This is a genomic window from Microcoleus sp. LAD1_D5 (assembly GCF_036702115.1).
GTDB lineage: Bacteria > Cyanobacteriota > Cyanobacteriia > Cyanobacteriales > Microcoleaceae > Microcoleus.
Map to the genome: position 1 here is coordinate 79,401 of NZ_JAUBSA010000017.1, position 11,339 is coordinate 90,739.

Here is an 11,339-nt window from a genome sequence, read left to right on the forward strand (position 1 = left end):
CATTGCCTAAATTTAATGTTTGTACGCTTTTAATCGTACTGGGTTAACTACAAAACCCTCTCTCGAATGCGGGATAAACCCATCTTCGACTGCTTTTGGGTCACTATTCAAAGAACCGTTGACATTGGCCTTTATGAAGCGTCCAGTTTTGGTTCTGAACAATCCTCTTTTTACCCTACTGCCACTGTAGTCGGAATGTTGTTGAATTGGTTCCCAATCCAAGGCTGAACCTTGGGATGTGTAACTCTCCTCAACTAACACAACTTGAATTCCCGCAAGTTGTCCTTTGTACTGCAACATTTCCAGGAATCGGCGATGGGAAATACAGGCAAAATTTTGATTGTTAACCTTACCAGTATTAATCCCATCTTTAAAATCCTGGTTCCCGCCTATAACCAGCAAGCCAATTTGATGATTGACGAGTTCTTTAATAATTGCGGAACTCGTCGTGTGGAGGTAGTAATCCACTTTACAGTTACGCTTGTGCCACAATTTTGCAATTTTTTTACTGGTTTTTTGCGCTGCGGGCAGCAATGATTTCAATGCCGCGGAAACTTGATTGCAGTATTGATTGGTTGACTTAACAGCCCGTCCGTCGTAGATTGTGGGTACTAACCCAGGAACATTGTAGGTTAATGTTGCCCGATTGTTTAATCCTAAATCTATAGCCACTACTCTCTGATTAACTTGTAAAGGGTGTTCTAACTTCTCATAGAGCACCTCGACCACATAACCACCTACCTTGGGAACAATCCGGATTTCCAGAATGGAGGTGACTTTTGATGCCAACCCAATATTAGTCCCAGAGGGGCGAGCATATCCTTTTTTTAAGGCTCTTTTGCTGACAGCTTGACAATTAAATACAAGTACATAGCGCCCGTCCTCTCTTTTTCGCTCTCTTGAACCTTTATTATAATGAGGGATTTTCGGTGCGGTTTTAAATCTAGTGGTGTCTTCCTGATAGTTTCGCCCCGCCAGATAATAGCTAGTCCATGCTTTGAGGACTAAGCCGAGCCTGCTTTGTGCTACTTTTGCGGGCATTGCTTTGTAATCACGACTTGTTTTAAGTGCGTGATAAACAGCCAGAGCGTTTGTTTGTTGGCTGGCGAAAAAGTTTTGACTGTAGATGTAGTTAGGGCTGTTGTAAAGATTTTTGCATAGCCAAGACCGTCGATCGGCTTCTCGATAAAACCTATGATCGGGTTTAATGACGTGCCTTTCGACTAACTGCATAATCAGTATATATACTTTATTTCAAGATGATACACTGTATTTATGAGTGTGTCAATCTTTTAATTTCTGGAAAAATTGACGTTACAAGTAAATAAAGAACTCTAAAGTAAGCAAAGTTTTGTAATACCCTCCTTGTTGCAGGTTTCCATGTCAATGCGTCAAGTTTTCGAGCAATCCATTGAAATTCGCGCTGCTGCTACTCTGGTTGAGCGGTGTATAGTCGATCGCACTTTAATGCACAAGTGGCTCAATCCCCTGCTACGCTGCGAGCCCGAGGGCGAATGGGATACTGCCGTAGGAAGTCGCAGCCTATTTATCATAAAAATTCCCGTTTTGCAACCTTCTTTAGAGAGTGTTGTGTTGGAGCGACAACCAGGTTTAATTGTTTGGGGGTTTGACGGATTTTTCAAAGGATGCGATCGTTGGGAATGCCAGCCTCAAATCCAAGGGACTCTCTTGATTAACCGCTTTGAATTTCAAATTCCCAATCCTTTAATTAGATTTGGTTTCAATCGCTTTGCAGCCCCTTGGACGCAGAAAGATATGAAAGACCAACTCCGGCGGCTCAAGCGGGTAGCCGAGCAACTATCTCAAAAAATGGGTAAGGTATAATTGGGAATTGGTAATTGGTAGTTGCTAATAGCTAAAAACTCCTACCTAATAGGAAAAAAAGCACCTTTTCCCAATTACCAATTCCTTGCAACTTCAGTTATTTACTTCGCACTTCCCGCTGGATTGGGCTGACAAATCATTTCCCTCGCCGAATTCACGGCTTGGTTAGCCGTATTTTGCAAAGCCGGGGAATTCTGATACAAAGCTTGCAAATCTTGCACATCTTTAATCACTCGCTCGTAGATAACCATCGCTTGATTGCCGTCAACTTCTAAAGCAGCAGGGCTGTAATTTTGCATCACTTCAATCAGCGATATTTTGCCATCTTTGGAAGCTGCGACTAAAGCATCGCGCAGTGCGGGTACGCTTTGAAGCCGAGCAGTCGGCGCATAAGCAACCTCGCCCAATTGTTTGAAAACAATTTCCCCAAAATAAGTGCTTGCTAGCCGCGCTACTAATTGGGAATCTAAAGGCACTTCTCGCGTTAATACTTCGCGCATCGACTCGGGAGTTTGTTTCGCAAGACTCAGAACGCTTTGCAGTTGAGATGATGCTTGGCCGGTTTGTGCAAAGCTTTGCAAGTCGCTCATCGGTAATGTTACGTCAACAGCACCGTATTTTACGGTAACATTATCTAATGCAAAGGCTTTGCCGCTGCTTAGGAATACTGCACTTGTTCCCAGCAAAAGCGCCAAACCCAATGATAAAGACTTTGACATTCTTTTGGTCAAATGGGCTGAAAGCGGTTGCATTCCGTTGAGATAATCTTGTTGAAACTGAAAGTTCATGAGTTTGTGCCTCTTTACGTCAAAATACTTTTTAGCTCGCTCGTCTGTGCGAGTATCTGTGCGGGTACCTGTGCGCGGATCAGTCGGGAAAGTCGAATCGGGATTTCCGTAAATGACCTATAACTTTACAGCCAAGTCAAGCAAATGCAACCTATCAAAAGATAGGTGTTAATTGACAATTAATATGTTACCTTTAGATATTTGACAATTTTAGATACCTTTGCAAAAATGATAAAAGCGAAATTTGGTCGTCGGGCAGCAGTTGATTGAGTGTCACTTTTATGTCTTATAATGTGCTGTGCGACATATAGCGAATTTAAGTTCAAAGATCCAGATCGAGCCGATCGACCAATTGGCGAATTCTAGCGGCATCAGGAGCATTAGGAGCATTTGTCAGGTATAGTTCTAAATCGTGGCGCGCTTCCACCAAGCGTCCCAGTTGATAATAAAGAATTCCGCGATCGCGCCGTTCACCCACCGCATCGGGAAACAGCAGCAAAATCCGTTCGATCGCCAAGAGTACCCTCACAGCATCTCCCTGTTGCAAGTAAATCGCCTTCAGATTTCCCAGCATTCGTCCCAAAAAATGTCGGCGACTTACCGGGGCGAGAAAAGTCGGCTGCAACTCCATAGGTTGACCGTAAATTTGAGAAAGTCTGGCTTGACAATCTTCAGGAAATAATATCTCGCCGCCGTTAAACGCATCAACAAAAATACCAGCATCTTCAAAATCCGGTCTAATTAAAAAATGTCCTGGCATCCCAATTCCCGCCATCGGAAAATCAATGCGCTTAGCAACCTCCAAATAAACCAAAGATAAAGAGATCGGAATGCCAGTACGCCGATCGATCACTTGATTCAAAAAGCTATTGCGGGGGTCGTAATAATCCGCATCATTGCCCGAAAACTGCAACTCCCCGTATAAATAGGCGTTAATAGTTTGAAGAATCCGCAGCGGATAATTCTGGGCCGGCAGGCGATCGCGCACTTCATCTGCGATCGTGTCGAGAGCATTTAGATACTCGTCGGGTTCTAAATTTGGGTATTCTTCCAAAGCCATGTAAAGAGCAGCTTTCGCCAGGTCGATCGAGCCATCCGGCTGATTTATTTCTCGATAAAATAGTTGTCGGGCGATCGGAAAATCCATATTTATTATTGATTTATTTTTAATTTACTTTTTGTACCAACATCATGAACCGGCTTTCCGGCCTGTTCCATAACAAAGATTATTCTGGGAAACAGGCATTTTTTGTAGTATAATCAACCTTTTTTATGGTAAAACAGGTACTTCTTATTGTGAAATAGCCCTCGGGTTTGTTGCCCAAAAGATATTAAAAACAGTGAATTATTTAAATTTTAATATATTATAAGTTTTTTCATCTAAATCAGCCACTATTTTTAATAAAGCTTCACGATGTTTTTTTCTAGCGAGCCAGATTGAGGTGAACGCCCTCGGATGTCAAATCAACTTTCAAATCCCGTGACTTTTACCAATCACCCAACTGCGGCGAAAAATCCGAGCTAGAGTCGATTCTTCCAATGCAAAATAGATAGGGCGGCCGTGAGGACAAGTGCGCGGATTACGAGTTTGCTGCCATTCATCCAACAAATTTTGCATTTGGGAAAGACTCAAAGGAGTACCGTTTCGCATAGCGCTACGGCAAGCAGTCGCAACTTGAGCCGCTTGTAAATCTGCGACTTTACTGAGTTCAAAAAGCGCCTCTGCACAGTCATCTCGATCGGCTAACAATTCAGGAACTTCGCGGGCCGCCCATAGCTGTTCCCCAAATGTTTCTACTTCCAAGCCCAAGCGAGATAAATTCTCTATTTGCAGCGCCGATAATTGACTGAGAATCACTGGTTTTTCGAGAGATTTTAGCTGCCAAGCCGCGCACAATTGCTCGTACAAAACGCGCTCGTGAGCGATGTGTTGTTCTATCAACCACATTCCGCTGGAATGTTCCGCAACGATGTAAGTATTGTGAACTTGAGCGATCGCCCTCAATTCCATTAATCCTATTTGATTAGCTTTTTCCTCTTCGCCGCCGTGATCATTCTGTCGAGCCGAAATCCCGACACTGTAAGCACTTTTTTGTTCCGATGCCTTCAGCAAGTGTCCCACTCGTTCGGGAATTGGGGCAGGCGGCAACACTTCATCATTCAGGTGCAAAGCGCGAGTAATTGCCACGCTAATTTGTTCTTGCCAAAAACTCGGATCATGCAGATAAATTTCCACCTTAGCTGGGTGGCGGTTCCAATCAATTTCCGAAGGGGAGATTTGCAGGTGAACAAAACACACGGGATAACGATCGCGCGGACAAGTGCGGGCAAAGGCGCTGAGAATAGTTTGCTCTAATTCGGGCGATCGCACAACTCGCCGATTTACCCCAACTTTCACCCAATCCGGCCGCCTGCGGTGACAGCGATCGGGCAAACCCATTATTAACTCCAAACACTGGGAATTGGGCATTTGGAATTGGGAACTGGCAACTGGTAATTGGTAATTGTGCTTAACTGTAGCGCCAACAAGTTGAGTTTCTACCAAGAAATTTGCTGCTTTCTGATTTTGAGGACTGGCAGGCAAATCTAACTTTAAATACTGCAAATCGCTCGCTCGCACGCCACGCACAAATTGAGGTAAAAGTTGTTCCGCTGTGCTACCAGGAGTTACGTGCAAACAAGGCGTATTTCCTTGACGCAACTGCCAATTAACGTGCGGGTGACAAATAGCAATTTGCTGAAGAGTTAATTGGATCGATCGCATTTGCTGTGCCGGCGACAAAAAACTGCGGCGCACAGGCCAATTGCCAAACAAATTATCAACAGTCACCACCGTACCCGGAGCGATCGCCGCTGTTTCCACCTCCACAGCAACGCCCGCGTTATTGTAAACTACCCGCCAGCCCGATCGAGCATTTTCAACTCCCCCCTTGTTAAAGGAAGATTTGGCGGGGGTTTGCGCCGACTCTGGATTTCCCGAAAAATCCCCCAATCCCAAATCATTCGATCGGCTCAAAACCTCCAAACAGCCCAACTGAGCTAAACTATGCAAAGCTTCCCCACGAAATCCCAAAGTATCAATTTTGTAAAGGTCTGCTTCAGTGGTAATTTTGCTCGTACTGTGAGGCGAAGCCGCCTGCTGCAAATTTTCCAGATCCATTCCTGTACCATTATCTGCAACTTGCACCCGCCACTGTTCCGGCCAAACAGAAACAACGATGCGAGTTGCGCCAGCATCCAGAGAATTTTCAACTAATTCTCGTACCGCTGCGGCGATCGAGTCAATCACTTCGCCGGCGGCAATTAAGTTGATAACTTCTGTAGGTAAGGTTTGAATAGTAACTGGCATCAAATTTTTAGCAGTTCGTTAATTAAATTATACTTGATTCTCCAAGTCGCTACACTGTATTAGGATTTACGCTCTTAAACCCGGTTTATTAGAAAAATATTGTTTGATCACAAAATATCTACTGCTCAACCAAGTCTCTGAGGCTTAGTGAAAAAGTCCTAAGTATATATCTTCCAACCTACTTAATTTTGCTCTGCTAAAACCATGATTTTCGGCAAGCGGATGTAAAAAGTTGTGCCTTTTCCGTCCTCCGACTCATAAGTAATTTTCCCTTTGTGAGCCTCAACAATCGACTTAACAATCGCCGTTCCCAACCCAGTACCAGTCCGCTTGCCATAAGTTACAAACGGTTCAAATAACTTTTCCTTAATTGTCGGCGGAATGCCTGGGCCGTTATCGTAAATGCTAATTTCTGCCCACTCCTCACTTTGTGTCACCGTAATCTCCACCCTACCCCCTCTGCCACCAAAAGCCTCAACAGCATTCCCAACTAAATTTTGTAAAACGCGCAAAATCTTATTTTCATCCGCTTCCACTATTACTTCTGTTACCCGTACTGCTAAATCTACTTTTGCTGCTTCACAATAAACTCTGTTCAACTTTTCAAACTGCTGCAACGTCTGAATTAAATTAACTGGTTTCTTATTGAATACAGAATTCCCTCGCGAAAATTCTAATACTTCTTCAGCCATCCCCAACATTCGATGAACCTGCAATTGAATAAGTTCACACCACTCCTGAGTTTCCTCATCTGGGTGCATTTCTTTGAGCATTTCACTGGAGAGTTTAATTCCGGTAAAAGGACTTTTGAAATCGTGAATAATTGTACTCACCATTTCTCCTACCAATACCATTTTTTGTTTGTGTACCAACTGGCTAACATATTGATCCGTGGTATCCCGTAAATTTTTAGTAATGAAACTAAACATTTGCAGTACCGAACTGCCTTTAGCAAATTGGAGAGTTGTTATGAGTTCTTCACGGGCTATTTTGGCTAAAGTCGAGCCTGCAACTGCCACAGCTCTAGCACTGCGAGGCTCTCCGTCTAAAACTCCGAGTTCGCCAAAATAATCGTCTGGCTTAGCCACAGCAACAGTTTGATATTTATTGCTTTCAATCCGCTTGCTAAACTCAACTTTACCTTCTAAAACTAGATATAAAAAATCCGCTGTTTCTCCTTCTTCAAAAACCAGCGTTTCCTCCGCAAAACTCTCCAATATAGCGATTTGGCAAAGGTGAGCAGCTTGCTCTGGTTCAAAATAAGACATAAATCGATGAGAGGCCAGATCCATGTGAAAATACCTGATGCTTAATTTAAACAGTTTCTTTTTTCTATTTTCGCTGATCAGTATTAATGCGTTAATAAAATACAATACTGCTTTAATCTGGCTCTCTTTTCTAGCCTCCCAGGCTGTGACGCAAGGATCAGCGTCGGGATGCAGAGCCAGACTAGGACAGCAGCACCAGGAATCTCACCAAAGTTCTCAGTTAGTTGACTAAAATACATAAATATTGTACTATTTTTGAGATTTAAATTGGATGTGGGGGGGTTCTCCGACCACCTCAGAAGATTTTAACTGTAGAGAGATCGTGTAATTTAAATGTCGATCAACCGACTTTACAAAAATTAACGCTTGCCCGATAAAACGATCGCAGCATTCTGCCCGCCAAAGCCAAAACTTAAACAAAGTGCATTTCTGACAATAGCCGATCGCGCGCAGCGAACAAAATCTAATTCAAACCCCGGTTTTTTCATTCCCGCGCCAGGTGGCAACATCTGATATTTAATACTCATCAAACAAAAAGCCGCGCCCAAAGCTCCCGAAGCTCCCAAAGTATGACCCGTAGCTCCCTTAGTCGAACTAACAGCAACTCCTCCGTGAAATAACTTCTTAATTAACAGTGCTTCGTGTCGGTCATTTAACTCAGTTGCAGTACCGTGAGCGTGAATAAAATCTATATCAATCGTCGCTAAATTACTGCGTTTCAAACATTGATTTACCGCCGCGATCGCACTTTTCCCTCCCAACTCCGGCGCATTAGCATGACAAGCATCATTTGTCAAGCCAAAACCGGAAACTCGACCGTAAATTTTAGCGCCACGACGCCTTGCCAACTCGGCAGATTCTAATACAAATAAAGCCCCGCCTTCACCGAGTACAAAGCCTTCCCGATGTTCATCAAAGGGATAGCAACCAGTGTTTGCCAAAGCACCCATCCGGTTAAATCCAGCCAGAGTCAGCGGTGTGATAGGCGCTTCCACAGCACCTGCGATCGCCCGCTGACACTCACCAGTGCGGATTAAATCAACAGCACGGGCGATCGACCAAATACCCGTGGCACAAGCAGCCATCGGTGCCAGTACCGGTCCCGTCGAACCAATTGCCCTCGCCGCTGCGATCGCCCCCATGTGAGGCAATAAATTCACAAATTGAGAATTGGGAATCGGTAATTGGGAATTGGGAATTGGGAATTGGGAATCGGTAATTGGGAATTTCCTTGCTTCTTGCGACTTCCCTCTTCCGAATTCCCTCAGACTTCTTCCAACTTCCGTCTTTCTTCCATCCGTTACATCCGTTACACAATCCGTTGCCGAACTTCCTGCGCTTGCCAACAGTTCCAAATTTGCCTGAAAGCCGCGGCTAGAACCGATCGCAATCCCGCAATCCGGCAAAGGCAAAGTCAAATTAGCATCTTGCAAAGCATCTGCTAAAACCTGCCGAATTAAAGTTATTAAATCGGCAGGTTTAGTGCCAATTAAAGCCAAAGGTTGCGCTTCAAGTTCTAAAAAAGGTTGATGCCGAGCGATTCCCGATTCTCCAGAAAGTAGTCTTTTCCAGCTCGTTTCCAGAGTGCCTAAAGCCGAAACAAGACCAATTCCAGTAACAACAACATCCATAATGCCGATTTTAGATTTTAGATTTTAGATTTTAGATTTTGGATTAAAATAAGAATCATACCCGACGATTTTAGAGTGTGGATTAAAAAGGGATAATCTCAAATCCAATTCCATTCTCTCAAATCCCAATTTACAAGCATCTGCTCGCAGCCGTGGGAATAATCTCAACTCTCAAATTCAAAATCCAAAATCCAAAATCCAAAATTGGTTGACTACCTTCAGCTAACAGCCTTAAAATTTTCCAAACCCTGAGTAACGGTAGCTTTATCAATGCGATCGCCCGCTTCAATCTTATCAATCACATCCATGCCTTGTTTCACGTACCCAAAAACCGCATAGCTACCGTCCAAAAACGGCACATCGGTCAAAGTAAAGTAAAACTGAGAAGAAGCCGAATCAGGACTCTGCGATCGAGCCATAGCAACAGCCCCGCGACTGTGCATCAACACGGGTTTCTCCTTAACCCCAGCTTCTTCTAGCGTTTGGCTGTAAGTAGGGTTTGCAGCACCTTTAGCTTTAATTTCCAGAGGAATCCTGCGTTCTGCAGTAGTTTTCGGGTCAATAAAACCGCCAGTTCCCAGTCGCGCTGTAGGGAATTTAGGATCTTTGCCCTGGGGGTCGCCGCCCTGAACTACAAAAGGCTGAGGTTCCCGCACGACTCGGTGAAAAACCAATCCGTCGTAGACACCTTTCTGAACCAAATCGACAAAATTGCCCGCAGTAATTGGCGCATTTGTGCCGTCGAGTTCGATCGTAATTGGAGCACCTTTAACCGTCATCACCACCGTTGCTTTTCCTTCCAATCGTGGCAAATTGCTAAATTGCGAACTCGCCGCTACAGCAGCCGGAGAAGGAGACGGAGACAAAGAAATATTTTCACCCGACGCCGGATTCGGTGTCGGAGTCGAGTTGGCCACAGGGGAACTACTGCATCCTCCGACAAACAGTGCGCCAATTATTAAAAGAGAGAACAACCACCGCTGAATTTTGATTTGCATTTGCATTTGCATTTGTATTTTCACTTTGACTCAATTACGGACTTTGCAACTAAAGATTTTAATTCAATAGTCCGAACTGTTTTTAGTTCGTAGTCTGAAACCCGCGATTTTCCTTGGATAGCGAACTTGCCTAATCGCCTTGAAATCCTTATTCTACGGTTGGCAATCAAAAACTATCCGAAGTATTGTTAATTGATAGATTCAAAAATTGGTAACGGGCTTACTCGCAGATCGATCTTTTTCACTTACCAGGTAGGTAAGGTGCGCGGCCCGGCGCACCCTACGAGACATTACCAATCTAAAATCTAAAATCGCAAATCGAAAATCCCTAAAGTCCTTCTAGGGGAACTTGCAAAAATCGAGCCAATTCGGCCGCTTGATTTTCCACTTGCGACAAAGCAATCGGCTGTCCGACTCTAGTCAGGGGAAACTGACGGCGGTCTTTGAGCTTAAGATAAATACTGCGGCGGGGATTGAGACCTTCTTTAATGTCCACCCGCACAGATTGCACCTCCGATGTCTTGCAATTAAAATCAACTTTGCGGTTTTTGCCGGGAAAACCCCAGCGAAAGATCCGAATGTTACCAGTTTGTCGATCGAACTCGTTGTAACCGCCACCGACATCCCAGAGAATAGTCAGCCACAGGTAAAGCGCCAAAAGCACGCCACAGACACCGTAGAAACCCATCGCAATGCCTTGGGGGATGAAAACAAGCTGAGTCGGGTCAGCAAAAGGCAGCAGGTTAACGTGCAAGTAGCTAGAAATGCCTGACAGCAGGAAACCAGTCCCTCCAATGCTGACCACCGTCGCCCACCAGTAATTGCTGAAGCGGCGGGAGCCCAAAACCGGGTAGCGCAGGACAGAATCGATCGAGGTCGTTGTTTTTGCAGTCATAAAATTAAACAGCCTTAAAGCCAAATCTTAATTCAATTAGTCCACCGAGCGTCACGCTTCGCTGACGCGATCGCGATCGGTCGATCGGCATTGTGTATCAACTCCTGCTAATTATGTTGAAAAATTCTGAACTTCTAATATATAGTTATGTTAACTTTAATTAGAAACCTTGGTCTTTTAACAAGCAAAAGGATTTTACCCCAATGACAATCGCAGTCGGACGCGCCCAGACCGAAAGAGGCATATTTGATGTCCTCGACGACTGGCTCAAACGCGATCGCTTCGTCTTCGTAGGCTGGTCTGGCATCCTGCTATTCCCCTGCGCCTACCTAGCCATCGGTGGCTGGTTAACAGGCACCACCTTCGTTACCTCCTGGTACACCCACGGTTTGGCAAGTTCCTACCTCGAAGGAGCCAACTTCCTCACCGTAGCAGTTTCCACCCCAGCCAACAGCCTCGGACACTCCCTGCTGTTCCTGTGGGGCCCCGAAGCACAGTGGGACTTCACCCGCTGGTTCCAACTCGGTGGCCTGTGGACATTCGTAGCCCTCCACGGCGCCTTCGC

The 11,339-nt window shown here is 44.8% G+C and carries 9 protein-coding genes and 1 pseudogene; 2 read left to right on the top strand and 8 right to left on the bottom strand.

Features of this window, described 5'->3' with window-relative positions:
• Positions 1 to 12: 12 nt before the first annotated feature.
• Complete coding sequence (locus QUA70_RS10415) at positions 13 to 1,233, bottom strand: transposase (protein WP_333346695.1); 1,221 nt, start codon at positions 1,231 to 1,233, stop codon at positions 13 to 15.
• Between the two features lie 147 nt (positions 1,234 to 1,380).
• Between QUA70_RS10415 and QUA70_RS10420 the strand changes: the two genes are divergently transcribed.
• Complete coding sequence (locus QUA70_RS10420; RefSeq protein WP_333330759.1) at positions 1,381 to 1,845, top strand: SRPBCC family protein; 465 nt, start codon at positions 1,381 to 1,383, stop codon at positions 1,843 to 1,845.
• 101 nt (positions 1,846 to 1,946) lie between these two features.
• Here QUA70_RS10420 and QUA70_RS10425 read toward each other — a convergent pair whose 3' ends face one another.
• From QUA70_RS10425 to QUA70_RS10455, 7 genes are all read right to left on the bottom strand, one after another.
• Positions 1,947 to 2,633, bottom strand: a complete 687-nt coding sequence (locus tag QUA70_RS10425; RefSeq protein ID WP_333330762.1) for an alpha/beta hydrolase — start codon at positions 2,631 to 2,633, stop codon at positions 1,947 to 1,949.
• 322 nt (positions 2,634 to 2,955) lie between these two features.
• On the bottom strand, positions 2,956 to 3,780 hold the full coding sequence (locus QUA70_RS10430; RefSeq protein WP_333346692.1) for a transglutaminase family protein: 825 nt from the start codon (positions 3,778 to 3,780) through the stop codon (positions 2,956 to 2,958).
• A 324-nt stretch (positions 3,781 to 4,104) separates the two neighbouring features.
• Entirely contained in the window at positions 4,105 to 5,982 is a 1,878-nt protein-coding gene (gene mutL, locus QUA70_RS10435; protein WP_333346689.1) for a DNA mismatch repair endonuclease MutL, read from the bottom strand.
• A 182-nt stretch (positions 5,983 to 6,164) separates the two neighbouring features.
• Positions 6,165 to 7,274 (bottom strand): ATP-binding protein, encoded by a 1,110-nt coding sequence (locus QUA70_RS10440; protein ID WP_333330770.1) that lies wholly within the window; start codon positions 7,272 to 7,274, stop codon positions 6,165 to 6,167.
• A gap of 335 nt (positions 7,275 to 7,609) precedes the next feature.
• Positions 7,610 to 8,881, bottom strand: a complete 1,272-nt coding sequence (locus QUA70_RS10445) for a beta-ketoacyl synthase N-terminal-like domain-containing protein (protein WP_333346687.1) — start codon at positions 8,879 to 8,881, stop codon at positions 7,610 to 7,612.
• 218 nt (positions 8,882 to 9,099) lie between these two features.
• Positions 9,100 to 9,885: a peptidylprolyl isomerase gene (locus QUA70_RS10450; protein ID WP_333410398.1), complete on the bottom strand. Its 786-nt coding sequence runs from the start codon at positions 9,883 to 9,885 to the stop codon at positions 9,100 to 9,102.
• A 322-nt stretch (positions 9,886 to 10,207) separates the two neighbouring features.
• Positions 10,208 to 10,774 carry a photosystem I assembly protein Ycf4 gene (locus QUA70_RS10455; protein ID WP_333330778.1) on the bottom strand — a complete coding sequence of 189 codons (567 nt, stop codon included), beginning with the start codon at positions 10,772 to 10,774 and terminating at the stop codon, positions 10,208 to 10,210.
• Between the two features lie 203 nt (positions 10,775 to 10,977).
• Here QUA70_RS10455 and QUA70_RS10460 point away from each other — a divergent pair.
• Positions 10,978 to 11,339, top strand: a pseudogene (locus QUA70_RS10460) (photosystem II D2 protein (photosystem q(a) protein)); the annotation flags it as partial.

Coding starts and splice junctions, on each gene's coding strand:
- QUA70_RS10440 (WP_333330770.1), bottom strand. CDS start 7,274: ATGGATCTGGCCTCTCATCGATTTATGTCTTATTTTGAACCAGAGCAA.
- QUA70_RS10450 (WP_333410398.1), bottom strand. CDS start 9,885: ATGCAAATGCAAATCAAAATTCAGCGGTGGTTGTTCTCTCTTTTAATA.
- mutL (WP_333346689.1), bottom strand. CDS start 5,982: ATGCCAGTTACTATTCAAACCTTACCTACAGAAGTTATCAACTTAATT.
- QUA70_RS10420 (WP_333330759.1), top strand. CDS start 1,381: ATGTCAATGCGTCAAGTTTTCGAGCAATCCATTGAAATTCGCGCTGCT.
- QUA70_RS10415 (WP_333346695.1), bottom strand. CDS start 1,233: ATGCAGTTAGTCGAAAGGCACGTCATTAAACCCGATCATAGGTTTTAT.
- QUA70_RS10430 (WP_333346692.1), bottom strand. CDS start 3,780: ATGGATTTTCCGATCGCCCGACAACTATTTTATCGAGAAATAAATCAG.
- QUA70_RS10425 (WP_333330762.1), bottom strand. CDS start 2,633: ATGAACTTTCAGTTTCAACAAGATTATCTCAACGGAATGCAACCGCTT.
- QUA70_RS10455 (WP_333330778.1), bottom strand. CDS start 10,774: ATGACTGCAAAAACAACGACCTCGATCGATTCTGTCCTGCGCTACCCG.
- QUA70_RS10445 (WP_333346687.1), bottom strand. CDS start 8,881: ATGGATGTTGTTGTTACTGGAATTGGTCTTGTTTCGGCTTTAGGCACT.